The organism is Nonomuraea sp. NPDC049655, from assembly GCF_044465465.1.
Classification (GTDB): domain Bacteria; phylum Actinomycetota; class Actinomycetes; order Streptosporangiales; family Streptosporangiaceae; genus Nonomuraea.
In genome coordinates this window covers 462,624-485,992 of sequence record NZ_JBITLS010000004.1, presented here as the reverse complement: position 1 = coordinate 485,992, position 23,369 = coordinate 462,624, and the positions used below count along the sequence as shown (strand labels likewise).

Annotated in this window: 28 protein-coding genes and 1 tRNA gene; 11 read left to right on the top strand and 18 right to left on the bottom strand. The window is 65.7% G+C overall.

Translation table 11 applies throughout. From position 1 onward, the window contains the following. Positions 1-49 precede the first annotated feature (49 nt). The gene (locus tag ACIBQ6_RS16295; protein ID WP_397212673.1) at positions 50-880 is read left to right on the top strand and encodes an alpha/beta fold hydrolase; all 831 of its coding nucleotides are present in this window, start codon (positions 50-52) and stop codon (positions 878-880) included. 28 nt (positions 881-908) lie between these two features. Here ACIBQ6_RS16295 and ACIBQ6_RS16290 read toward each other — a convergent pair whose 3' ends face one another. Next, positions 909-1,580 (bottom strand): HNH endonuclease family protein, encoded by a 672-nt coding sequence (locus ACIBQ6_RS16290; RefSeq protein ID WP_358291066.1) that lies wholly within the window; start codon positions 1,578-1,580, stop codon positions 909-911. An 85-nt stretch (positions 1,581-1,665) separates the two neighbouring features. On the opposite strand from ACIBQ6_RS16290, the gene ACIBQ6_RS16285 reads away from it, so the two are divergent. Together ACIBQ6_RS16285 and ACIBQ6_RS16280 are read left to right on the top strand one after the other, a co-directional pair. After that, positions 1,666-2,262, top strand: coding sequence for a hypothetical protein (locus tag ACIBQ6_RS16285; RefSeq protein ID WP_358291068.1), 597 nt, complete (start codon positions 1,666-1,668; stop codon positions 2,260-2,262). A 58-nt stretch (positions 2,263-2,320) separates the two neighbouring features. Next, positions 2,321-3,154, top strand: a complete 834-nt coding sequence (locus tag ACIBQ6_RS16280) for a helix-turn-helix domain-containing protein (RefSeq protein ID WP_397212670.1) — start codon at positions 2,321-2,323, stop codon at positions 3,152-3,154. On the opposite strand, the gene ACIBQ6_RS16275 is transcribed toward ACIBQ6_RS16280, so the two are convergent. The 3 genes from ACIBQ6_RS16275 to ACIBQ6_RS16265 form a co-directional block, all read right to left on the bottom strand. Next, complete coding sequence (locus ACIBQ6_RS16275) at positions 3,133-3,786, bottom strand: class I SAM-dependent methyltransferase (protein WP_397212667.1); 654 nt, start codon at positions 3,784-3,786, stop codon at positions 3,133-3,135. The genes ACIBQ6_RS16280 and ACIBQ6_RS16275 overlap by 22 nt on opposite strands. A gap of 63 nt (positions 3,787-3,849) precedes the next feature. Further along, positions 3,850-4,740 (bottom strand): permease-like cell division protein FtsX, encoded by an 891-nt coding sequence (locus ACIBQ6_RS16270; protein ID WP_397212665.1) that lies wholly within the window; start codon positions 4,738-4,740, stop codon positions 3,850-3,852. A gap of 25 nt (positions 4,741-4,765) precedes the next feature. Then, positions 4,766-5,227, bottom strand: coding sequence for a hypothetical protein (locus ACIBQ6_RS16265; protein ID WP_397212663.1), 462 nt, complete (start codon positions 5,225-5,227; stop codon positions 4,766-4,768). Between the two features lie 272 nt (positions 5,228-5,499). Here ACIBQ6_RS16265 and trpS point away from each other — a divergent pair, with 272 nt between their 5' ends. Further along, positions 5,500-6,480 (top strand): tryptophan--tRNA ligase, encoded by a 981-nt coding sequence (trpS, locus tag ACIBQ6_RS16260; RefSeq protein ID WP_397212661.1) that lies wholly within the window; start codon positions 5,500-5,502, stop codon positions 6,478-6,480. 58 nt (positions 6,481-6,538) lie between these two features. Here the strand turns inward: trpS and ACIBQ6_RS16255 are convergent, their stop codons facing one another. The 7 genes from ACIBQ6_RS16255 to ACIBQ6_RS16225 all read right to left on the bottom strand — a co-directional run bounded on the left by ACIBQ6_RS16255 (position 6,539) and on the right by ACIBQ6_RS16225 (position 11,103). After that, a complete protein-coding gene (locus tag ACIBQ6_RS16255; protein WP_397212659.1) occupies positions 6,539-7,978 on the bottom strand; it encodes a hypothetical protein in 1,440 nt (479 codons plus the stop codon). A gap of 269 nt (positions 7,979-8,247) precedes the next feature. Next, positions 8,248-8,577, bottom strand: a complete 330-nt coding sequence (locus ACIBQ6_RS16250; protein ID WP_397212657.1) for a hypothetical protein — start codon at positions 8,575-8,577, stop codon at positions 8,248-8,250. A 185-nt stretch (positions 8,578-8,762) separates the two neighbouring features. After that, a complete protein-coding gene (locus tag ACIBQ6_RS16245) occupies positions 8,763-8,888 on the bottom strand; it encodes a hypothetical protein (protein WP_358291082.1) in 126 nt (41 codons plus the stop codon). 189 nt (positions 8,889-9,077) lie between these two features. Continuing rightward, a complete protein-coding gene (locus ACIBQ6_RS16240) occupies positions 9,078-9,623 on the bottom strand; it encodes a GrpB family protein (protein ID WP_397212655.1) in 546 nt (181 codons plus the stop codon). 250 nt (positions 9,624-9,873) lie between these two features. Beyond that, entirely contained in the window at positions 9,874-10,302 is a 429-nt protein-coding gene (locus ACIBQ6_RS16235; protein ID WP_397212653.1) for a hypothetical protein, read from the bottom strand. A 349-nt stretch (positions 10,303-10,651) separates the two neighbouring features. Then, positions 10,652-10,927: a sigma-70 family RNA polymerase sigma factor gene (locus tag ACIBQ6_RS16230; protein ID WP_397212651.1), complete on the bottom strand. Its 276-nt coding sequence runs from the start codon at positions 10,925-10,927 to the stop codon at positions 10,652-10,654. Further along, positions 10,810-11,103 carry a sigma factor gene (locus ACIBQ6_RS16225; protein WP_397212845.1) on the bottom strand — a complete coding sequence of 98 codons (294 nt, stop codon included), beginning with the start codon at positions 11,101-11,103 and terminating at the stop codon, positions 10,810-10,812. Before ACIBQ6_RS16225 ends, ACIBQ6_RS16230 begins: the two co-directional genes overlap by 118 nt. 264 nt (positions 11,104-11,367) lie before the next feature. Between ACIBQ6_RS16225 and ACIBQ6_RS16220 the strand changes: the two genes are divergently transcribed. The 4 genes from ACIBQ6_RS16220 (at position 11,368) to ACIBQ6_RS16205 (ending at position 14,170) form a co-directional block, all read left to right on the top strand. Then, positions 11,368-11,676: a hypothetical protein gene (locus ACIBQ6_RS16220; RefSeq protein ID WP_358291090.1), complete on the top strand. Its 309-nt coding sequence runs from the start codon at positions 11,368-11,370 to the stop codon at positions 11,674-11,676. 809 nt (positions 11,677-12,485) lie between these two features. Next, positions 12,486-13,496 carry a CehA/McbA family metallohydrolase gene (locus tag ACIBQ6_RS16215; RefSeq protein WP_397212649.1) on the top strand — a complete coding sequence of 337 codons (1,011 nt, stop codon included), beginning with the start codon at positions 12,486-12,488 and terminating at the stop codon, positions 13,494-13,496. A gap of 17 nt (positions 13,497-13,513) precedes the next feature. Beyond that, positions 13,514-13,669: a hypothetical protein gene (locus tag ACIBQ6_RS16210; protein ID WP_397212647.1), complete on the top strand. Its 156-nt coding sequence runs from the start codon at positions 13,514-13,516 to the stop codon at positions 13,667-13,669. A gap of 3 nt (positions 13,670-13,672) precedes the next feature. Beyond that, positions 13,673-14,170, top strand: a complete 498-nt coding sequence (locus ACIBQ6_RS16205; protein ID WP_397212645.1) for a hypothetical protein — start codon at positions 13,673-13,675, stop codon at positions 14,168-14,170. On the opposite strand, the gene ACIBQ6_RS16200 is transcribed toward ACIBQ6_RS16205, so the two are convergent. Next, entirely contained in the window at positions 14,150-14,377 is a 228-nt protein-coding gene (locus ACIBQ6_RS16200) for a hypothetical protein (protein WP_397212643.1), read from the bottom strand. The genes ACIBQ6_RS16205 and ACIBQ6_RS16200 overlap by 21 nt on opposite strands. Positions 14,378-14,906: 529 nt before the next feature. Next, entirely contained in the window at positions 14,907-15,368 is a 462-nt protein-coding gene (locus ACIBQ6_RS16195; protein ID WP_397212854.1) for a hypothetical protein, read from the bottom strand. Between ACIBQ6_RS16195 and ACIBQ6_RS16190 the strand changes: the two genes are divergently transcribed. Further along, positions 15,323-15,781 carry a tyrosine-type recombinase/integrase gene (locus ACIBQ6_RS16190; protein WP_397212641.1) on the top strand — a complete coding sequence of 153 codons (459 nt, stop codon included), beginning with the start codon at positions 15,323-15,325 and terminating at the stop codon, positions 15,779-15,781. The two genes, ACIBQ6_RS16195 and ACIBQ6_RS16190, sit on opposite strands and share 46 nt — an antisense overlap. A 75-nt stretch (positions 15,782-15,856) precedes the next feature. On the opposite strand, the gene ACIBQ6_RS16185 is transcribed toward ACIBQ6_RS16190, so the two are convergent. Beyond that, the gene (locus tag ACIBQ6_RS16185) at positions 15,857-16,246 is read right to left on the bottom strand and encodes a hypothetical protein (RefSeq protein ID WP_397212639.1); all 390 of its coding nucleotides are present in this window, start codon (positions 16,244-16,246) and stop codon (positions 15,857-15,859) included. Positions 16,247-16,365: 119 nt separating this feature from the next. Continuing rightward, a tRNA-Ser gene (locus ACIBQ6_RS16180) sits at positions 16,366-16,453 on the bottom strand. 539 nt (positions 16,454-16,992) lie between these two features. On the opposite strand from ACIBQ6_RS16180, the gene ACIBQ6_RS16175 reads away from it, so the two are divergent. Continuing rightward, the gene (locus tag ACIBQ6_RS16175; RefSeq protein WP_397212637.1) at positions 16,993-17,469 is read left to right on the top strand and encodes a hypothetical protein; all 477 of its coding nucleotides are present in this window, start codon (positions 16,993-16,995) and stop codon (positions 17,467-17,469) included. Positions 17,470-18,003: 534 nt separating this feature from the next. Here ACIBQ6_RS16175 and ACIBQ6_RS16170 read toward each other — a convergent pair. The 3 genes from ACIBQ6_RS16170 to ACIBQ6_RS16160 all read right to left on the bottom strand — a co-directional run bounded on the left by ACIBQ6_RS16170 (position 18,004) and on the right by ACIBQ6_RS16160 (position 19,973). After that, positions 18,004-18,399 carry a DUF2809 domain-containing protein gene (locus ACIBQ6_RS16170; RefSeq protein WP_397212635.1) on the bottom strand — a complete coding sequence of 132 codons (396 nt, stop codon included), beginning with the start codon at positions 18,397-18,399 and terminating at the stop codon, positions 18,004-18,006. A 132-nt stretch (positions 18,400-18,531) separates the two neighbouring features. After that, positions 18,532-18,924: a hypothetical protein gene (locus ACIBQ6_RS16165; protein WP_397212633.1), complete on the bottom strand. Its 393-nt coding sequence runs from the start codon at positions 18,922-18,924 to the stop codon at positions 18,532-18,534. Between the two features lie 386 nt (positions 18,925-19,310). Further along, positions 19,311-19,973: a hypothetical protein gene (locus ACIBQ6_RS16160; RefSeq protein WP_397212631.1), complete on the bottom strand. Its 663-nt coding sequence runs from the start codon at positions 19,971-19,973 to the stop codon at positions 19,311-19,313. Between the two features lie 1,608 nt (positions 19,974-21,581). Between ACIBQ6_RS16160 and ACIBQ6_RS16155 the strand changes: the two genes are divergently transcribed. Further along, positions 21,582-23,222, top strand: a complete 1,641-nt coding sequence (locus ACIBQ6_RS16155) for a hypothetical protein (RefSeq protein ID WP_397212629.1) — start codon at positions 21,582-21,584, stop codon at positions 23,220-23,222. The last annotated feature ends 147 nt before the right edge of the window (positions 23,223-23,369 follow it).

The following is a 23,369-nucleotide window of genomic DNA, read 5'->3' as shown; positions in this document are numbered from 1 at the left end:
ATATCGATGCATCGATTTAGATGCTTTTTCCCCAGCGGAGGAGACCCCCATGAACGCCCTTCCCGTCCCAGGCGCCACCCTCCACTTCCAGGTCGAGGGCAGCGGCCCGGTCCTGTTGTTGTCGCAGAGCGGCGAGGGCGACGCCGATCGCACCGCCGACCTCGTGCCGCTCCTGGCCGACGCCTTCACCGTCGTCACCTACGACCGGCGCGGCCTGTCGCGCAGCACCCTCGACCCAGCCGCGCCGCCCGTCACCATGGCCGACCACGCCGACGACGTCGTGCGGCTGCTCGCCGAGGTCGCCGACGGGCCCGCCCTGATGGCCGGGTTCAGCATGGGAGGCGCGATCGGCCTGCGGGTCGCGGCCCGCCACCCCGGCGTGCTCGGCACGCTGGTCGCGCACGAGCCCGTGCTGCCGAACCTGCTGCCCGCCGGAGGCCGCGCCGAGCACGTGGCCGAGCTGGCGGCCATCCAGCGGGCGTACGCGGACGGGGGGCTGGCCGCGGCCTTCCCCGCGATCACCCGGCATCTCGGCATCGACCCGGCGCACGACGAGACCGAGGACGGCCTCACCCCGCAGCCGCTCACGGCCCGGCGGCAGGCCAACTTCGGGTTCTTCATCGGGACGGAGTTCACGGCCGTAATGGAGGACGACCTCGCCCCGGCGGAGACGGTGGGCACCGGGACCCGGGTGATCCCGGCGATCGGCCTCGCCACCCGGCCGTCGGTGCACACCTACCGCTGCGCGCTCGCGCTGGCCGAGTTGCTCGGCGTCGAGCCGGTCACGCTGCCGGGCGGCCACAACGGCAACACGGCCTTCCCGCGCGCGACGGCTCGGGCGCTCAAGGAACTGCTCGCTCCGCGTCACGTCCAGGCGTGAACGTCCGGGCGGCCAGGTGGACACGCGGTCAGCGGCCGCAGGTGCGGAGCATGTTGGACAGCGCCACGCGCTCGCTGCGCGTCACGAACAGGCGGTAGTGGTGTTTCACGGTGATCCACGAGGTCGCGTAGCGGCACCAGTAGGCGCGGCGGCGCGGACGCCAGCTCTGCGGCCCCTGCCCGCCCTTGGCGATGTTGGCGGAATGGCTGACGGTGACCAGCTCAGGACGGGTGAGATCGTTGGCGAAGGCCCGCCGCCGCGCCTGGCTCCACCTCTTGGCGCCCGAGCGCCAGGCGTAGGCCAGCGGGACGACGTGGTCGACGTCCACCATGCGCTCGCTCTTCAACCGCCTGCCGTCGTACGGGCTGTACCAGACGCCCTTCACCGGATGGCAGGCCGCGTTCCTGCGCACCCGCCGCCCGTCCCGGGCCAGGACGGTCTCGCGCACGTCACACCTTCCCTTGTGACGTCCCCACCTGGGCTGGAACCGGCGATGGGTGTAGCCGCGCAGCGATAAGGGCCTGGCGACCCGTAGCTGGGCCAGCATGCGGCGGGCCCGCGCCGCACCGGCCTGCGCGCCCGCGTGGGCGCGTGCGCCGGACTGCGCCGCGGCCGGCTGCGGCGCGGCGACGACCTCGGTGATCGGGATGACCAGAAAGGCGAGGACGGCCATCAGGACGGCCCGTCTCAGGAAGATCATGCTTTACCCCATACCCACCCACGACGGACCTCCTCCAAGTGGATGGCCAGCCCTCCGCAAGTGGGGGTGCGTACCTTCCCCAACCATGAGAAAGCTCCCTCTCCTCCTCGCCGCCCTGACCGCCGCCTCCGCCACCGCGCTGCCCGCGCTGCCCGCGACCGCGTCCCTCGCGTCGGCCTCCTCCGCCGGGAAGACGCTCTCCTTCCGCGGCATGACGCTGCGGATCCCCGCCGACTGGAAGGTGCACCGGTCCGGCGACCACGTCGTGGTGGTGACCGGGTTGTTGTGCAAGAAGCCGGAGCCGTTCGCGCCCGACTGCGAGAGCTTCTGGATCTTCGGCCCGAAGGACTACACGAACGTGCCGGTCGGCGGCGGGTCCGTCACGTACACGGGCAAGCAGCAGTTCCATCCGTTCAGCGGGGTGATCCCGTGCCCGTTCAACTCCAACCTGAGCTGGTATCCCGGCGAGAAGGCGTCCTACCGCGGGCTGCGGCCGGTGGGCTCCGGACACAAGGCGACGTACACCACCTGGCCGAACCGCTGCGTGACGAACGACACCGGCCGCACCACCGCCAGGTGGAACGAGAAGGAGTGGTTCCTGCCGCGGTCCGGGATCCTGGTGGTGGACGCCTGGAACACCTACGGGCTGGCCGGCGTGCTCAAGCGCGCCACCTGGAGCTGATCCCGCACGTCCCGATCTCCGGCACCATGGGCGGTGGTTCGGTGATGCGGGGTGAGGAATGACGAGCCGGTTCTTCATCGGTGAGGGGTACGCGTCGTACCAGGGGCCGTCGGCGGACAACTCGCTCCATCGTCACGCCGCCTACCACGTGACGGCCGCCGTGGAGGGCGAGGTGACCGTCATCGACGAGCGGGGGGCGTGTCATCGCGGGCCTGCCCTGATCATCCCGCCCATGGTCCGGCACCGCATGCCGGGGGCGCCGGACGTCCGCATCTGGTTCGTCGAGCCGCAGTGCTCGTACGCGTCCACCCTGCGCGACCGCTGCACCCCGGCCTCCGACCGGTTATCCACCGGCTCCGGCCTTTCAGCCGCGGGAGGCAGCTCCCCCACCGGCTCGGGCCTTCCGCCCACCGTCGGCTCCGGCTTCCCGTCCGTCGGTGGCGTGATCACCGCGGCCGCCGACCTGCATGCCCTCCGTGAGGAGGACTTCCGTCTGGTGGCGGAACCTCGGCCGTCCCGGGCGCTCGATCCGCGCCTGGTGATCGCGATGGAGGCGTTGACGTCGCGGAACCTCCTGGTCGCCGACGCGGCCACGCAGGCCGGGCTGTCCCCCCAACGCCTGCGCGCCCTGGCCCGGCTGCAACTCGGCATGCCGCTCGCCCGGTGGCGCATCTGGCGGCGGCTCACCCGAGCGGCCCGCGCCCTGGCCGACGGCCGCTCGATCGCCGAGGCCGCGCTCGACGGCGGCTTCGCCGACCAGGCCCACTTCCACCGGCAGCTGCGCGACATGCTGGGGCTCACGCCGGCGACCGTGCTGCCGCTGCTGCGCCGGTCAGCCGCGGGCGGCCACGTAGACGGAGATCGAGCCGGTCAGCCGCGGGCGGCCACGTAGACGGAGATCGAGCCGGTCATCGTCCGCACGATCTCAGCCTCCCGGACGTCCGCGAACCCCGCGCCGGTCATCAGCTCCGGCAGCACGCCGTCCGCGTTGGGCTGCGTGTCCCGCACCCCGTCGGCCAGTTGCACGACACGGAACGCCAGCCGCATCGACGCCGTCCGCTGCCACCCGTAGTCAGCGATCACCAGCTTGCCGCCCGGCCGCAGCACGGCGTGCATCGAGGCGAGGATCGCGCGTTTCATCGGAAGCGGACATTGGTGGAGGACCAGGCTCGACACCGCCGTGTCGGCCGAACCCGGCCCCAGCAGGCCGGCCAGCGCGTCCCCCATGCCGAGCCGCCATTCCGGGGCCGTACCGCTCGCCCTGCTCTTGCGTCGCGCCTGGGCCAGCGTCTCCGGATCGGGATCGACGCCGATGATCCGGGCCCGCGGTTCGAGGCGGTGCAGCAGCATGGCCTGCGAACCGGTGCCGCAGCCGACGTCCACGATCGTGTCGTCGGGCCTGGGGGCGACGTGCATGGCCACCAGGCTGCGCCACAGCCGTTCCCGCGTCAGGGCGACCACCGGGTCGTACAGGCGGGTGAACTTCAGGCGTCCGAGGGCGGGGGTGAAGGTCTGTTGCGACATGAGCGCAGTCTCAGCCGTACGCCGCCCCCCGGTCTTGAACAGAACGCTCGCGCGTCGACGCCGCTACTCGCATTCCCGGGTTCGGGCTTCGACGTTCTGCAGCCCGTATTCGGACCAGAGCCGCGCCATTTGCGACACGCACTCGTGGTCCCACACCTGGCTGACCCCCGGCATCTTCGCGAGCCGGTGACGCCAGGGGCCGCGGTTCACCTCCGGCTGTATCGACAGCCGATACGACTCGGGCATGTCCGACACCCTGGTAGCCGCGACCAACGTCTCATTGTCCGCGTACGTCTCGACGAAGTGGCGATAGGCCGTCTTCTGGTCCTCGTATTCATACGATTCGAGGCCGGGAATCCGCTCGATGACGGCGACGATCGCCTTCTTCTCGTTGGCGGTGGCGGCTTTCTTGTTCGCCCCTCCCCGCCCGTGCCGGCACTCGGGCAAGGAGGAATCGCCCGTGCAGATGAACACGGAGACTTCCACACTCCAGTACGGCCGGGTCACGCGACGGGTCTCCAGCTGATCGATCACCAGCCCGACCCCGGGCCGCCGATCCGCCGCATTCACGACGCGAGCCCGATCAGCCGCCTCGGAGACCCGGATCCAGAACGACTCCGGCATGTCCTTGGCCCGCACCTCGGCCAGCATCTTCGGCTGACCGGCGAACTCCCGCCGGAACTCCGCATAGGACGCCGCCCGGCTCACGAACCGGACCTCGGTCACGCCAGGCGTGGAGTTCAGGAAAGCCTCCATGTCGCGCCGCTGTCTCGCCGTCGCATGCCGTTTGTCACACCCGCGCGCGGAGGGCGTACAGAGGAACACCGCGATTTCGCCGTTGTCAGCGGCGACGTCCGCGGGACCGGGCTCCACCTCGGCCGACGCGGCCTGCCCGGCCATTCCCGACAACGCCACGACACTCGCAACCAGCACCCGCCAGAACCAACGTCTCACCGGACTCCTCGCACCACGAAGATATTCACTTGCGCCTGCGCGGGCGTCGCTGACGTACCGGCACGGTCGAGGAATCGTAGCCGGACCATCGCAACATCAAGATGGACAGGCCGACGACCGTAGTCACCGCACCGGAGAAGAGGCCCAGAAACGCCAGGACGCTTTCGCCGTCCGGATCGCCTATCCCGGGCGGGCCGGTCTCGACCCATTCGCCCATGGCCCATGCCTGAGTGGCGACCAGCACCCCGAAAAGGGTCGTGACCGTCCCCAGCAGATAGCCAGGAGTCCGCGCCCATGCCCCTTTCACGGCGAGCACGAGCCCCCCGACCAGCGCGATCGGCACGGTGACGAACTGCCCGATCTCCAGGGCCATCAGCGTCGAGAGTCGCGCCTGCTGAAAACCCTCCCCACGTCCGGGCGGCCACACGTACAGGCACAACGCGGCACCGGCAAGAAGACCTATCGCGAACAACCGGAGCATCGCCACGGGCAGCATGATCCCGGACCAACCCACCGAACCACCAGACGTTTGACCATACTCATCGACCGGCGGACCACCCGCTCCAAACCGGGTGGTACGGTATGCGTCATGCGGATGATCCACTCATTTCTCGGCTGGTGGCGCCCCTAACCGGGCGGCACTGCTCATCCGCGCAGACCTGACAAAGCGGCCGCCCAGTCCCGGGCGGCCCGTCGGTGTCCTCATCTCTCGGCCGATCCAGGACGACAGGCGGCTCCCGACCTGAGGGAGCTCCACCGATGCCACGACGTCTCACGGGTTTCACGCCGTCCGGCGACCTGCACCTCGGCAACTACTTCGGCGCCATCGCGCCGATCATCGCCGGTCAGACCACCACGGACACCGTCGTCTTCATCTCCGACCTGCACGCGCTCACCCTGGACCACGACCCCACCCAGGTGCACCGGCGAACCCTGGAATTCGCCACCCTGCTGCTCGCCGCCGGCACCGACCCCGAGTCCTGTCTGTTCCTCGTCCAGTCGCACGTCCCGGAACACACCGAACTGCACTACCTGCTCGAATGCACCACGGGCTACGGCGAGGCCCAGCGGATGATCCAGTTCAAGGAGAAGTCCGGCCGTCAGCAGCAGGTCCGCATGTCGCTGCTGACGTACCCGATCCTCATGGCCGCCGACATCCTGCTGTACGACACCGACGAGGTCCCCGTCGGCGAGGACCAACGCCAGCACGTCGAGCTGGCCAGAACCGTCGCCCAGCGGTTCAACACCCGGTACGCCCCCGTCTTCACCGTGCCCACGGCGGTCAACCCGCCGGTGGCCGCCCGTCTCATGGACCTGACGTCCCCGGCCGACAAGATGAGCAAGTCGGCCGCCACGCCGGGTGGCGCCCTGCGCCTGCTCGACGAGCCCGACGTGCTGCGGCGCAAGGTGATGCGCGCGGTCACCGACGCGGACAACACGGTCGCGTACGACCCCGACCGCAAACCCGGCGTCTCGAACCTCCTGGCCATCCTGGCCGCCTGCACCGGCCACGCCCCCGAGGACCTGGCGTCCCGCTTCGACCGCTACGGCGAGCTCAAGGAGGCGGTGGCCGACGCGGTGGTGGCCACCCTCACCCCCATCCGCGACCGCTACCTGCACCTGTCGGAAGTCCCCGGCCACGTCCAGAAGGCCCTGCGGGCCGGCGCCGAGCAAGCCCGCGACCTGGCCGGCGCCAAGGTCCGTCAGGCCAAGGCAGCCATCGGCCTGCTCCCCGCCTGACTGCGACTCAACCCCGCACCACGCCCGCCTCCGACCCCGCACCGGAGGCGGGCACCCATCACCCGCCGATCACGACATGGGCCCCGTCAGAGCCCTCACGAATCCGCCCGAGCACCCGCAGAAACCGACGACCGTGCGGATACAGGTTGTTCTGGGGCAGCCAACCGGTGGTGCGGCTGATGCCGACCTCTTGCAGATCCTGACGGACGCGTCGGCCGAGCATGTCGGCGACCGCCTGCCCATGGCGGCTGCGGGTGATGGTGAACTCGGTGAGCCTGCACGTGTCCGGTGACGGCTGCTGCAACTGGATCTCCACCGTGCCGAGCACTTCTCCCGCCATCGGATCGCCTGGCGGCTGCTTCTCGTAGGACCAGCGGCGCAGGTCCCACACGCGTGGCTCGTCGAGGGGTAGCGCCTGACGTACGTGTGTCTGGCCGTCGTCCCCCACCACGGCGACGTACCGGGCCCGGTTGTCGGAGCAGGGGGTGAGGTACAGGTGATCACCCGAGCAGAGCGGATCCCAGTGGTAGGCGAACCAGATCAGCGACGAGGCGAGCTCAGGGTAGGCGCCGGCCCATCGGTCGTCAAAGAAGAACCACTGTTCGTACGTCCCGTGGCCGCCGTGGACAAACATCTGGGCCACGTGTTCACCCGTCCGGACGACGGTCCCGTCGCGATCAGTCTCAAGGAGCCGCAGCGCTTCGGCATGCGAGTGAGGCAGGGCATGCTCCTCGCCCGACCCCCGTGGATGCTCGGGCCATCGGCTGCAACGCTCCAGCGCAGCCGCTACGCCGTCCTCGCCGGGCGCGACCAGCACGCGCAGAACACGCAGCTCTTCGGGCCACTCCTCGGTGGAGGCGTCCACATCCCGTAGCGCCGCACCGAATCGCGACAGTCGTACACCGGGCAACGCGTGAGTGGGATCCCAGCCGATGCTGTCGTGCCTCGCCTTGCAGGTGAGCAGTACCGCGAAGACGCACCCTTCCTCCGCAGGCGATCGCTCGGTCAGCTCGGTGACCCGCAGCGGCGGCGTGAACGTCGTGGCGCCCGCAACGTGATCAGCCACCTCGGGCAGCGGCCCGTCGTGCACGGCGAAGGCCCACCGCCCCGGATCCGCCGCGACCGCGGCGTCATCGACGAGATAGTAGGCCACGTCATGGTCCAGCCCGTTGGCGAGCACGCGAACGCTGTGCTCGTCGACGTTGCACTGATAGACGTCCGGGATCCGCGTTCTGGCAAGAGTGCGGAGCTCCTGCATGGTCGCGGGGGCCGGACCGCCCTCCGAGAAGAGACAGTCCAGCCCATGGACATTCGCCCCCAGCTCCCGCATGAGCCGGTCATGGGTGTCCTGAGCCGCGGTATCACTCCAAACGTTCCGGACCCACTCCAGGACCGTCGGCTCGGCCAGGCGCCGGACCGACTTTCCCAACATCCCTTGGTCCCAGGATCGATAGACCACATACACGGGCGGCCTCTCACAGCTGAGCAGCATGATCACGGCCACATTGCCCGAGCTTGCGGGCATTCACAACTCGCGCGAAGCAGGCCATCGGTCAAGGTGGGAAGGCAGGTTCGCCGACTCCAGCCCGCGGATCGCCGCCGTCGTACAGGCAGGCCCCGGACGTCATCCCGGGCCCGTTCTGTTCACGGGCGCCGTACGGCGGGCAGCGCGGCGCTGCGTCCCCACCCGCGGCGAACTCGCCGCGCTCACCGCCGACCTCAGCTGAGCACCTTCCCCTCTGCCGACGGACACCCCGGGTCCCGGCGTCAGAGCAGCGCCAGGCAGGCCGCGAACGGCAGCGGGATGAGCACCGCCGTGCCGAGCCGCGCCGCGAGCCCCCGCCCGCGCCGGACGGGGAGAACCACGTCGACCACCACCACCAGCGCCAGGATGACGACGCCGGTAACCGCCAGGAGGAACATGACGATGCTCGCGTGATCGAGCGTCGTGTAGTTGCAGTTGACGAGACCCGGCTTGGCGAGGTCTTCCGTGCTCCTGCAGTCCATCGGCAGGTACTCGGTCAGCAGCCAGCGCGCCAGAGCGAGCGGCAGGGCCGCGGGCACGCCGAGCGCGAGGTTGACCAGGGCGGGGCCCAAGAGCCCGCTCCTTGCTCGTCCCTCACGCCGAGAAGGCGGGTCCGTCCTGCGCACAGCCATCGAAACGCCCTCTGCTCTTCGGTAACCCGCCAGGGGCATCATGACCTACGACGCCCCGGCCGACCGTCATCGGCTGACCTGTTCCCATGCGACGCCTACAGGCAGCTCGGCAGCGGGACAGCCCGTCAATCACGCAGGCGAATCGCGGCTTCGATGCGAAGCCCGACACCGATCCCAGCGAAAATGAGCGTCCCGAGGAGAGCATTGGTGGAGAGCTCTTGCTGGAAAATGAGATCGAAGGCGGCCACCACCGCTGCAAGTATGAAAGCGGCGTTCCCCAGGGCTCTCACGGTAAGGGCATCAGCTGCAGCGCCTGTTTGCGGGGTGGCGGCGTCGGCAAGGAATTCCCACCCGAGCAGCTGCCTGTTCAGGTGTCGCGACTGTGGGATCCACATGGCGTACGCGGACTACACCTGACCTCGGTTGTGCACGCCGAGCCCCTATTGGGACGGCACCTGGTTGGCATTTATCGAGGCTCGTTCAGCGTCGGTCAGGCCGGCTTCCGCGAGGATGGCCTGGACCGTCGCGTTCTTTCCTCGGACGTAGTCGTCGATGTCGGCGGCGTTCCCGGCAACGTGCTTCTTCACCATGGCGTACTGGTCGCGAAGTCTCGCGTTGGTTCGCAGGGTGTCCCTGACCGCGAGATGATTGCGGAGGGACAGCGAACCGTCGACGATGACGTAGGTGTGGGTCCCGGCGAGTCGTGCGGGTGCCTTGAAGGCCCATCTCTGGGGGATCCCCAGCTCGCCCAACGGCGAGAACCCCAGGCCGATCAGGACGTCCGAGGCGGCTGCGACATCCTGCTCCGCCACCACGATGTCGCAGTCGATGATCGGCTTGGCGGCCAGCCCGGGCACTGACGTGCTGCCGACATGTTCGATGGAGATCACGGCGACTTCGGCGGCTGCCAATGCCTCGGCGTACTCCGTGCGCAGCGCCTCGAACCGATCCGGCCATGTGGGGTCGTAGTCGACTACCGTGATCACGACTGGAGCCTAGTGGGCGGACAGGCATGCGTGAGCGGTGCGCAGGAACGTCCGGCTGCCGGCCACGTTCCGTTCGGGCCGAACACGCGGCGATCCACTACACCCCGATCGACCCGGCACAGACGCCGGCGGGCCACCGTCCGGGACCGGCCCCCGCCGCGCGCCCGGACGGCGGGCGGGGTGAGGGCCGCGGTGCCGTTCTTCCGATGCCCCTGTCGGGCGGGACGCCGTCCGACCTCGTGCCCCGCGGTCAGGAGGGTTGGTGACCGCGATCAACGGTGGTCGGGCGGTCGTAGATGCCGACCGCCCACTCGCCGGGCTGTTCGCCGACCTCCGCCGAGAGGCGTTCGAGCACGTCAGGGCGAGGAAGTGAGACGCCGGCCGCCCGCTCGTCGCACGTCGCCCCCTTCGGGAACGGCAGGCAGCGGCCGAGTTCTTCGGCGACCCTGACGACGGGGGCGTCCGCGGGGAAGACCCATACCTGGATCGTCTGCCGGCCCTTGAGCCATTTGGTCGGCGCCGACAGCCGGTCGTGATGGCCGCCCACCCCGGCTCCACACCGCCCGGACGTGCCGCCCGATTCGCCGCTCTTGAGCGGGACCCTGACGACGACCCATGCTCGGGGATCCGCACAGACCACCTTGTAACCGGTGGAGAAGCTCGTCGGTGTGAACGTCACGCTCTTGCGGACGCCTGTCGTTCCGAAGCGCTGGGTGTGGATGAGGGGAAGGGTGAACTTCTCGGCTCCCAGCGCCCACGGGGAACGTCTTGGGCAGCTCCGGGGGCGTCTGGATCCGCGCCGAGCTGGGCGGCGCGGCCACCGCGGCCTGGTCGGTCCGGTCGGGGCCCGTCAGCATGACGGCAGCGACGGTGGCGACGCCCAGCACCCCGACGTTCAGCGAACGTCGGACCCCGCCGCATCCGGCGGCCTCGGCGGACGATCGCGTCGAGGTGGGGGACCGGTTCCCTACTGGTCGCGTCATGGGCGTACGTATCCAGGAGCGTGCGCAGGTTGCTCTCCGTGTGCCTCATCGCTGGAGCTCCTTCAGATTCATGGTGCGGATGTCCGGATCGACGCGCAGACGGGTCAGCGCCCTGCCGAGCTGGCTCTTGACCGCGTCCAGCGAGCAGCCGATGATGTCGGCGATCTGGGTGAGCGTCCGTCCCTCGAAACAGTGCAGGACGATCACCGCCCGCTGACGGGGCGACAGGGTGGCGATGGCCTTCCACAGCGCCGCCTGGTCCCCCATGGCGGCCGCGTGGTCCTGCGGGTCGGCCGTCTCGGGCAGGGTTTCGACCGGCACCTCGCCACGCCACGCCACAACCGACGCCACCAGGTGGCGTGGGTGTTGACGATGATGCGATACACGTACGGATCGGGGTTGCCCTCGATCCGCCGCCAGGCCACCCAGGCCTTGGCCAACGCCGTCTGCACCAGGTCCTCGGCGGTGCCCCAGTCCCGGGTGAGGAGGTACGCCATCCGGCACAGCCGTAGATGGCGATGCGCCACGTACTTGGCGAACCCGTGGTCCATCAGTCATCTCCGTCTCGTCGTCTCCGGCGAGGACTAAAACGTGGGGGGCACGTACGGACGACAGGCGGCGCGGTGAGCGCTCACGTCGAGGCCGGGCAGGCGTAGATCATCAGCTGCCGCCTGTGGAAGGCTCTTCCGACGGATCATCGCTGCTCAAGCAGCACCTCATGCGCTGTGATCATGTCGGTCAGCCCTAACTGGAGTGCGACCATGACCAGTTCGGAGGAACTTGAGCGAGAGAACGCGATAGTTCTGGATGCGGTCCAAGCATTATTGGGCCTTGTTTCTGCCGACGTCATTGCCGTCGCAGTCTGCGTGGAGACGGATCGCGTCGGATTGCACTTCTGGGTTCGACGCCGTACCAGTGAACTCGACGAGGACATCGAGGATGCGATTTTCGAGCTCGACGCTCTTCTCTCTGGAGACGGCCCTCTCATCGAGTCCCGAATCCATGACGGGCCACCTGATTCGACGATGCTGCGTTCGTACGGTCGGATGATCTATTGGGCGAAGTGCTAGGCGCGCTGTAGCTCAACCACGCTCCCCGCGACTCCCCGCCATTCCCCCGTTTTGTCCCCATGTCGAACCGCCGACGGCTTACAGGGAGTCAGTCGTCAAGGCCCCCGAAATCTGAGCGTCGACCTGCGGTGGAAACGCGAACCGCGCACACCTGAGCCCAAGACCATCGAACGCACTCCGGGGCCTGAAGTGGTTAACGGTGACGGACAGCCGCTTCAATGCGCAGAGTCAATCCAACCAGGACCACGAGCGTGAAGACTCCAAGGACCTGCCAGGGGGGCTCACCGTCTGCGAAGAACAGGGCTCCTACGCAAAGAGCCAGGCCCAGCACCAGGACAACGGTGCCACACACGCGGAGGGTATCGATCTTGTCCGACTCGGTGGGTGGGGTTGTATGGAGCATCGTTCACCTCGTCCCTACCGCGGTCATGTCGAGAGCATCCCACGTTGATCCACAATCCGAGAGTGCGGAGTTGCCGTATCGCCCCCAGACTGGTCCATGCCTTAGCTTGGCAGCAGACCGCAATCACATCGTCCAAGCAAATGTGCGACGGCCAACTACGCGTGGCGATCTTAAAGACTGCATCTGTACGACGGCATTGGGCCAGGTTGGAGCGTTCGGTTCATACGTGCGGGGCCGGCCCGGTGTCCCGCCGTTTGATCGGGGAGCCGATGGCCCGCATGGGCCACACAGCACCCGCGCCGTCCTTATGTGCCAGCACTCCACGGACGAACATCAACGCGAAGTAGCGCGCAAGTTCGACGAGCTTACTTGTGTATCTCTCCTGTGAAGTGAATACGCTGCCGGGATGGTCACGAACTATGGGACGTCGGAATCGCAGTTCCCGCCGAAGCGGGTGGTTGGTCAGGAGCGTGGCTGGTATCGAGGTGACTGCCATGTGCATTCGGTTCTCTCGAACGGTGGAGAGCTGACGCCGGAGGAGCTTGCGGCCGGTGCTCGTGCTGCGGGGCTGGACTTCATCGCGACCACTGAGCACAACACCGCAGATGCGCATGGTGCGTGGGGTTCGCTCGTCGGTGACGACCTGCTGGTGATCATTGGCCAGGAGGCCACCAGCCAGACCGGGCACTGGCTGGCGCTCGGCATCAGTCCGGGGCAGGTGGTCGACTGGCGGTACGGCGTCCGCGACGACGTGATCGGCAAGCATCTGGGTCAGGTACATGAGGCTGGTGGCCTATGCGTGGCGGCCCACCCGTACGCGCCGTACCCCTCTGGTGTCTTCATGTACCCGTTCGAGGGATTTGATGTGGTGGAGGTGTGGAACGGGCCATGGATCTCCGATGAGCCTTGGCAGGCGGACAATGCGGCAGCACTGGCCGAATGGGGCCGGGGCCTGGCCGTCGACATCCGCCGTGGACGGTGGCGTCCTGCGATGGGCAACAGCGACACCCATCTGGAGGGCCAGATCGGCAGACCGCACACCGTCGTGCTGGCTGAGGAACTGAGTGCTGACGCAGTCCTAGCCGGCATCCGTACCGGCCGGAGCTGGATCGCCGAATCGGCCACGGTTGAGCTGTCGCTCCAGGTCTCTGCTGGTGATGGCAGTGCCGATATCGGGGGGCGGCTGGATACCTACGGCGAACCGGCTGTGGTCCGGGTGGACGTCTGTGGTGTGCCGTCCGGCATTGTCAGCTTTCACACCGATCGAGGAACGGTGCACCGCGCACCATTGCCAGGCGATGGATCAGGCGTCTTGGAGTGGCATACCAATGCGGAGGAATCGTCCTTCGTCCGCGTTGAGGTGCGTCATCCCAACGAACACATGGCGGCGCTCACCAACCCCATCATCCTGAGCTGAAACGACGAAGGGTCAGGATGGTGCAGCTTCTCCAGACGGACATCGCAACCTTGTGGGGACAGGTCGGCGACAAGCGCTTCTCCACAGTGGTCAGCGTCGAGTACGACCCATCATCAGGCGAGCCCATCAAGGCCGAGCTGGCCAGCCCGCTCTACCGGCACAAAGAGGAGTAGACCGTGCGGGTCACCTTCGCCACCCAAGCGGCCCCAGGCCGGGCGAACGAGGACTTCGTCGCCGCCACCCCGGACGCCGCCGTACTCCTCGACGGCGCAGGCACACCACCCGGATCCGACTCCGGCTGCTCCCACGGGGTGGCCTGGTACTCCCGCACCCTCGGCTCCACCCTCATCGCCTCGATCAGCCAAGGTCCGAATCCTCTGCCTGAACTCGTCCCGGCCGACTCCGTCCTCGTCCTGGACATCACCGGCAACATCCCCGCCGACCGAGTACGCGCAGCCGCCCTGCTCAGCGACGGCGCCTCCCGCCTCGTCGACCGCTTCCACCTAACCACCTGGCGCGAAGCCCTGGACACACTCGACCAGCACGGGCCGGCGGACCTCATCACCACAGTCCGGGCCGCCGCATACTCAGATCCGGACGGCGAACGCTGGCCCCGCGGCAAGACCTACGACGACGCCACCGCCGCTCACATCTCATTCACCACGACGGAATAGGCACGTGATGTTGTCGTGGCGGCGGCCGAAGGCGGCCACCAGAACACTGGTGGCCATGTGCTCCAAGTACCACCCCTGCCCCTCGATCTCCTCGATGAGCTCACCGATCTCGGGGAGAGTTCTTCCTTCGGGCGCCTTGTCCAGAGGGGCAGTGAACCGGGCAACGAAGACCCGCCGCCCCGCCGCATAGGCATGTCCGGCAGCCATGACGACCTGCTGCTGACTAGGGCTAGCCCCACGAAGCACCATTAATGACGCACCTTTCTGCCATTCATCGAGGATTGCCTCGATATGACACGCAAGGGGCATAATGCCAGTCCAAGGCTACTGAGCACAGCAAAAAGTCAGACCCCTTAGCCGCAGCCCCCTATTCGCCACTCCGAGAAGTCGACCACCGGCGTCGACACCCTGGACAGTTGGGGAGACTCTGGCGTTCGTCCTCCACGTAGCCACCTGGACAGCTCCTCGGAGCGAACCGATCGCACCCGGAGCCGCGCTGCCCTCCCAGCACCCCACAGACGAACGCCGGATCAGAAGCCCAGGCTTATGACCTGGACTGCCGGACGCCGTGTTCAGTGGGTGGTGGACGGTCGTCGTAGTGAGCCCGTGTACGGGGACGTTGCTGTCAGGGCTGCTGTCATCGCGCTTGCTGGATCATGACCTTCGTCCGCCCGTGTCGCCCGAGTCGATCTGCCGGCAAGCAGGAGAACGGAGAGGCTGTTGTGGGGCAGACACCTCATGCAGAGACGAACCTCCTCGCAGAGACACTCCGCGCCGGGGCGGTCCCGGCCATCTCCGGGCCGGTCATCCTGAAGACCTCCCGGATCAGCCCGGCAGAGCTGAACATCTGGATCTGCCGGGGAGCCGACTTCGTCGTTCCCTTCCTCATGACGACAAGGGCATGGTGGCAGCTGCTCTCGTGGACCGAACTCCTGCTGCCGGTGGTCCTGGCAGGTCTCCTGCTGCACGCCTCGCCACGAACCACGCTCTTCGGGGTCGCGGCGATCAGCATGCCCGGACGTTCCTTGAACACCTTCGGACCATAGACGAACCGCTCTACGCCGCCTTCGTGCTCATGCTGGTCCTCGGCCTCCGCCGTGGTGAAGTCCTCGGCCTCACCTGGGACACCATCAACCTCGACGGCCAAGAGCTGTGGGTCTCTCAGCAGCTCAACCGCGTCCACGGAAAACTGCTCCACCGGGACTCCACCAAGACCACCGACTCAGACGCCTCGCTGCCGCTCCCGGCCTTTGCGTCACTGCGCTCAAGCACCGACGCTGGGTCCAGGAGGGAGCTCGCAAGGAGGCCGGCGACAAGTGGAAGGACTCAGAGCTCGTCTTCACCACCCGGTACGACACACCCGTCGAACCGCGGAACTTCAACCACTCATTCGAGCTACGTGGCAACGCCGCCGGTGTCCCACGCATCCGCGTTCACGACACCCGCCACACCTGCGCCTCGATGCTCGCCGCTCTGGGCGTTCACCCTCGGGTGGCGATGCGCATCCTGCGGCACTCGCAGATCTCCGTGACCATGAACGTCTACACCCAGATCGCCAGCCCGGAGACCCGCAAGGCTCTCGCCCAGCTCAACGCCAGCCTAGATCTCTAGCCCAACAGAACCCTAGTCATGCAACACATCAGCGGAGGCCATTTCCACGGCTAGGGGATGGCCTCCGCTGCGGTTCTAGGCGTGGGCTATCTGCAAGTCGCCTCCCCAACTTCGGGCGATGACAGTTCCCTCCTCGAACTCGAAGGCCATGCGCATGCGTTGGCCGGACAAGTCATCGAACTCCTCGACCAAGCGCCGCAACCGCTGACCGATGTACCTCACGAAGGGAACTTCATCGGGAGCGGCGATCACATCCACGCGGCTGCCCAGCTCCTCCATCACGTAGCCCTCCCCCGGCCCCTCGGAGTCGATCCTGAGTTCCCAATCAGCGGCAACACCTAGGTTGACATTCAACGTCTCGAATCTGAGCCAGACCTCGCCTATGACCGGGGCTTCAGATCGATGTGTGAACTGACTTGCTAGCACGCTCGCCAAGCGCAGATTCTCCAGGGCAGTCACATCCACCGGATCAGCCTAATCCGTAGCCCATCGATGGGCATCGGCTACAAGGGTTGCTGTATGGCGCAGCTGTACGGAGATCAAAAAGGCCCTTCCGGATCATCCGGGAGGGCCTTCGAGCTGGGAGCCGCCTCGGGGATTCGAACCCCTGCCCCCTTCATTACGAGTGAAGACACGATCGACGAGAAGACACGCGCAAGGCACTCAAGCGCCTTAGAGATCATTTAGAACGCCGGAGACAGAAGGATCTATCGCAGTAGGCCACCTCTGACCGGGGCGGCTTTCGCAATTCGCGGCTTCGTACAGCAGCCGCTCTCTACCCTGCCATCGGCAAGGGTCGTAACGTCAGCAGTCATGGCAGACGTCGTGATTTGGGTGAAGCCCTACGAACGCAAGAATCACAACCCAGGCACAGAGGGATACAAAGGCCTGTGCGGGTGGCACGGAACGACCTCCGGTCGAGGACCGTGTCGCAACGAGCCATACGCGAGCGTGAAACTGAACTACGCGAACTACCAGCCAGTTCAGTCGGCCTGCGTCCAAGCCCTCGAGGAGATCTCACAGCGCTACGGCTTCCCCATCCCGCAAGAGCAGGGCGTGCGCGCAGACGATTGACGCCGTAGCTGTGCCTCGCAGCCGTACCGCGTTGGTACCCGGCATGACGACCATCCCGGAGCCGGAGCGCCCTCGCCGGAGGCAAGAGCACCTGGCTGCGCTTCACACGCGAAAGCACCTCGTGGTCAACTCAGGGAATGTCGGCGATCGTCACATCCATCATTGCGGTCACAGGGACCCTCTTAGGCTCTCTGATGACATTTCTACTCCAGCGTCGTTCCATCGATAGATCGGAAAGGTTCGCTCGAGCGGAGCGGCTTCGAGGCGAGCAGATCAAGATCTACAGCGACTTTGCGCGTATCATCCTGGACTTCCGCAGTGCCCAACGACGAGCCTGGAGTGAGCGGGCCAAAGACGACAGGAAGAGCGAGACCTACCGCACGGCGGTGGATGAGGTCTTGCGCGCACGTGCAGCGGGGTGGACGGCTCTGTATCAGGTAGAACTGATCACAGAGGATGTCGAGATCAGACGACTCGCGAACCACGCCATGGAGTTGGTCAAGAGCATGAACAAGGCCGAGACCTCGGATGAGGTGAAGGCTTTGACTCCGGAAGTCCGCGTGGCGGTGGAGGACTTCGTCCGTGCGGCCGGCGTCATGGTGCGGAAGGTGTAAGTATGCGCGATCCGAGCGCGGGTGCGCGCGAGAACGGCCCCCCGGCCGCACGCGCAGCGTGTGGCCGCGCTCGGGCGGCCACTTGAAGGCGGCGAGATGCGCCTGGGCCCGCTCAAGTCACGAGCAGGAGGCCGGACGGTGAGCATCCCGGCAGTCATCATCCCCGTACTGACCGAACACCTGGCCACCTACGTCGCCCCACAGGGCGACGCCTTCGTCTTCCTAGGCAAGCGCGGGGCCTTCCTCAGGGGCGGCAACTTCAGACGCGAGGCCAAGTGGACGGAAGCGCTCAAGGAGATGGGCCGTACAGAGCCTGCACTTCCACGATCTCTGGCACACCGGCAACACTTTCGTCGCCCAGTCAGGTGCCAGCCTGGCCGACCTCAAGGCACGCATGGGACACGACAGCGACTGTTAACGGCACGAACGCCGCTTCCCATGATCAGAGAAGCGGCGTTTTGGCTGGTGGAGCCTAGAAGGTTCGAACTCCTGACATCCTGCTTGCGACCTCGCCGCTGTGGGGCGTCCGTACCGTCAGCGTGCCGGTGGGGTGGTGTCCGAGAGTGAGCCGGCCTGGTCACCGGATCGGACCAGTCGGTGTTCCCAGACCAGGGCCGCGACGATACCGACGGCATAGGCGACCAGGTCCCATGGGTCGGGGAATGCGCCGACCAGGACACCGCCGATGCCCGGCGGGGTCATGCCGACTATTTGGTAGAACTCGACGGCGACGGCGATCGCGGCCGTGGCCAGGGTGCGGCGTGCGGCGGTGGTGCGCCACAACAGCCCCAAGAACGCGTAGACCAGCATGGTGGCGCCGACGTCGCTCACGTAGCCGCGGATGAACGGTTGTCCCGGGCCCCGGTAGAAGAGGACGAACGCGCCGATGGCGAGGGCGACGCCCCCCAGAAGGACCATGGCGCGGCGCATGAGATTGACATCTTCTCCGAATCTGAACGATCAGGACGAACCTGATCATAGAGCTCGTCACCTATGGCGCATGCTCATTGCGTCAGGTCGGCGACCCACGTAGTGACGATTCATCCGGAATGCAGCCATCGCTCATCCCCGCCCCACCGAGTCGACACGCGCGTGCTCGTTGCTCGACTCATGCAGACGGCTTCTCAGACATTCTCGGTGCGTGACGACGGTATGGCTGCCAGGGCCGTCTGCGCTCCTGACATCCGTGACCACGCCGTCCCCTGCCGGGCTGAGGACGGTGGGCGTACCGCAGAAATCGCACAGCCACTGAAAGCTGTGAAGGTCCTGAGATCGAATCGTCAGACGCGCCCACGCCGGCGGACTCCATCGACGGATCCCTTGCACCACGGCGTCCACCTCCGTCCCCACAGCCGGATACTCGCCAAGCCACGCCCGTCCGACGCCGGAGGGACTGTCGATCGCCGCGCCATCGATCGATGCACCGATGCCCTCGTGACCCAGGATCTCCACCATGACGCCCCATGGGTGCTGCTGGGTCACTCGGACCCGGACCCGTTGACCAGGGACCAGGTCTGCTCCTGCGGCATCGAATCGCCGCACGAGATCGTTGTGCAACAGGGGCGTGTTGAACCGTTCGCCTACCTCGTTAAGCAGGGCGAACGATGGCTTGAGCTCCTCTAGGCAGAGCCGACGGTTTTACAGCTGGAGACTGCTCCGGTCCCGACTTGGCCTTTCATCTGCAACAGGACTAAAGCCCCAACGCTAAGGGAGATCTCCGGACGCGAACGCAGAACCTGCGGATCAGCACCGTAATTCCGAGACAGGTCCTCGTGGCATCGCTGGATCTCAAACAAGGGGCGACACGTACCTGCGTTGTAAGACCCGTCGATCTACGTGAGCTACAGATAGGAGCTGAAGTGGTCGGCCACGGTGTCTGCCACGACTTCCGCATCGTCGGAGCCATCGACCTCCAGGACTCGGATGCCCAAGCGGCAAGCGGAGCGGACCGCCTCATCGGCGACGAGGCGGTCTCGGGCAAGCCGGTTCTCCTGTGCTCGCTCAGGGTCGCTCACCTGGAGGCGGAGGCTGCCAGCACGGGGCAGTTCGCGGAGCTGGCGCTGACGGAATGCTTCGCTCGGCACCATGACGATCATCCGACAGGGCGAGTCGATGATGGAAGCGACCAGTTCGGGACGCAATCCCCAGCCTTCGGCAACGACAGGTCGCCCCGACACCAGGCCGCGCAGATCGTCCAACGCCCACTCGAACCGCGCGGGAAAGCCGGCCAGGGTCTCGTCGGCCATCTCTTGAGGGGTGGTGTTCACCCAGACGGTCTCCGGGTCAGGATCAGCGGTGGGCTCGCCAAGTCGCACTCGGCGGGCGATCCGGCGGTCATTGTGTGCGCGCGCGTCGTGGTAGTCGTAGTGATAGGCGGTCAGCTCGTACCGGATGGCCAGCACCCTGGCAACGGTGGACTTCCCGGCCCATTGCCCACCTCCGATCCACAGGGCGTTGTGGAGGGTGCCGAACGGATCCCAGACCCCGCTACTTGTGGCGTTCACGGATACAGCTTGGCGAAGGCATGGGCCAAGAAACAGTCTTGTTGTGCTTGCCCACCCGGATGATGATCGTAGAGAGGGAAGCGCCACCCTCTCCGCTTGCAACATTCTCGGAACGCACCTGGTGTCGTATTGCCCCCTGCCCCCTGCATGACCGGGCCGCAATCAGCCGGTTCAGGGGTCAACTCCTAGACGAGCACCCCCGACCATGTACGGTGGCCAGCCATGCCGTGGCGATCGTGAGGGCTTCGACTGTGCGGCGGCGCGGCAAGCATGGTCGGTGCGCCCGGTTCGTACGACGCGGCAGGCGTGTGGCCCCCGGCCCGGTGTCCCGCCGCCGTCCGGGACCGGCCCCAGGCCGCACGCCCGGACGGCGGGTGGGCGGAGAGCCAGCGGTAGGCGTGCCGCCGCTTGACGAGCTAGCAAGGGTAGCCCTGAGCACATCGGGCACGCAGCGGGCACGGCCCCAGAACAAGGCCCACTAACGATCAAAAGCCCAGGCCATTGACCTGGGCTTTTGTATGAGTGGAGCCTAGGAGATTCGAACTCCTGACATCCTGCTTGCAAATCGGCCTGATCACCAGGGGAAACGGCCCCCACCTGGGCGAGAGGCAGTCCGCGAGTGACCGTGAGTACCCCCTGATGACCGCCCTTAATGGCACGTTAATGGCACGACGATCACGCGATCCGATCTGCCCAGACAAGGGCCGACGCGGCCCGTCTCCTGGACCGTCTCCGTCCTCCTCGTAGCTGCCGGCCCCCAGGACGTGACCGCCGTGTCAAGGGTCAGCGAAGCCGATCGCGAAGCGACGCCGCAGGCGCCCTTGATGAGGCGGGCACGTCCGGGGCACTCGGACAGCGAGGAGGATCAGAGGGCCTGGGAGCTAATCCATCTACAGTCTCCGTCTCACGTACCTAGCATGGTGACCGTCTGCCATTTCGGTCCGTCGATAACTTCAATTATGCGCACTTAAATTCTTTGGCGTATCACGCAAGGGCGACAACAGCTATGCGAGACGATGTGGCATGGGTTACGATGCAAGGCTGCGCTAGAGCGCCCGCCAAATCGCGACGTCGGTGAATCTGCTCAAGGAGGACCATGCCGACAATAACAGTGGCTGATCGAATGCTCTTAAGTCTAGCCACGCGCAAGAAAGCCGATATGGCGGCGTTCGCATCTCTTAATAGTGGCCTGCATCCCTTTCCGTTGGCAGACGGGATTCGGCAAGCTATTTCTGACAGACTGACATTTGCGGGCGAACACCTTCGAGTCGGCGATAAACTACTATTCGATCTCCAATTTCGTACCGCAATAAGTAGGCATTACTATGCCATGTATCATTCCGCAAGAGCGATAGTGTTCGCAACACATGGCGGCGACGACTATCAGCAACATAGCAAGTTGCCCAAGAATTTGCCTGCTGACATGGCGGACGCCCCCTTGAGGCAGGTGCAGCTGACAAATGCACGCCTTCTGCGAAACGAAGCAGATTATGACCTCTATCCCGCAAGTCAGTCTAGCTGGGAAGCAGATTCTCGAGAGCTGGCGACCATAGCCGCAGCTTTTGTTAAGGCATGCGAAGAGTACGCTCTAGTGAATGGACATGTGTAATGTCAGAGATTGACTATGCGGATCACGTCAAGAGATATCTCGACGAGGCAGGCGTGCGCGCAGAAAAGGTAGAGGAGCGCACGTTTCCGGGTGAACGGTGGGTAATTGCCACAGTTCCCCGAGAGATGCTTCTTCTCGCCCAGAGCACTGCTGGAGCACTAGAGAATGAGCTAAACGCCCTCTCGGGCGAGCCAGAATATCCGATAACTGTTACTTTCCGCACGCCCCCGGAGATCACGAAAAAAGCGGAAGACTCCAACCGTCGAGGAAAGCTGTCTAACCCAGCCGTCGATCAGCTCATCCAACTTCTGGAAGCCAGGTCACGAACCTCAGATGCGCTACCTAGCCTCAAATATAACGAGGATCCGCGAGCAGGCCTAACCGCTATCGGGGCGTCAAGACACCACATAATTTACGGTCGCCGAGGCGTTGGAAAGACCGCCTTGATGCTGGAGGCGAAACGGATTTCGGAGCGAGACGGTCACGTAACAGTATGGTTGAACGCCCATACTTTCAGGCAGGCTGGCCCCGCAGGCGCCTTCCTTTTCGTAGCAGAAGCAGTCACGACTGCCTTGATTAAGCATGCGGGATCGTCCCAATCGGAGAACTTCTCTCGCCTCAGAAGCCTGAACGGTGCAATCGCACGTATCCGAAAAGAAGGGGCCCCGTCTGGCGAAGCTGTCACCAGCATACTTCCGGACCTTAATACTGCGTTGCGGCCAATTCTGAGAGAAGAGCTCATACGCCTATTCGTGTACATTGACGACTTCTATCTTTTCCCTATCGCCGACCAACCTCGTCTCCTCGACTACATCACAGGCATGCTGCGCGACTGCAACGGGTGGCTCAAGCTTGCCAGTATCGAACGCCTAACGCGTCCATTCGAGCCATCCTCGAAACTAGGAATCGAAATACCGCATGACGCATCTAAGATCGATCTAGATCTTACGTTGGAAGATCCTTCATCCACTCAGCGATTCCTTGAGTCTGTCCTGTCGGACTATACGATTGCAGCAGGCCTCAGAAAGCCATCCAGTCTTGCAGGTCGGGAGGCACTAGGGCGACTTGCCCTCGCCTCTGGGGGTGTTCCTCGTGACTATCTCAATCTATTCGCGTCTGCCATCGTCGTGGCGAGAGAGAATAGGGCGGACCCGCAGGAAGTTGGAAAAGAGGATGTCTCGGGTGCAGCGAGGAGATCTGCTCAGAGTAAGAAACGCGACTTGGAGCAAGACGTCTCTTCCCAGAACAGCGAAGCCTTGCTGACAGGGCTAGAACGACTGTCGAAGAATGTTCAATCTCACGGATACACCTTCTTCCGGGTCGATATCGAGCAGAAGTCCCGACCGGGCTATGAGATCCTCGCTCAACTCGTTGATCTTCGCTTTGCTCACCTCATACAAGCGTCACTCTCTGATCAACACAAAGGCGGCGTTAAGTACGAGGTGTATATGCTCGACCTCAGCGAGTTTAGCGACGTAAGGTTGAAGAGGGGTCTTCACGTACTCGACCTGGAGAGCGGGCAATGGTCCCTTCGGCAGACCGGGGCCGCAAGGTCTATGAAGAAGCTCAAAGGGACCCAGGTACGCGATGAGCTACGCCAGTCTCCCCTTGTAGACGTCAACGAGCTTGTCGATGAGTAGCCGGATCTTAGACGCTCCAGCGACCAGCACCGTCTCCTGCATGAGCAGAGATGCGCTGGTCGTCACATCCAGGAATTGGCCGCGGCATACGCGCGCCGCTGCATGCTTCCATGCGACTTCCGGGCCGCCGGCGGCCGGGACCGGCCC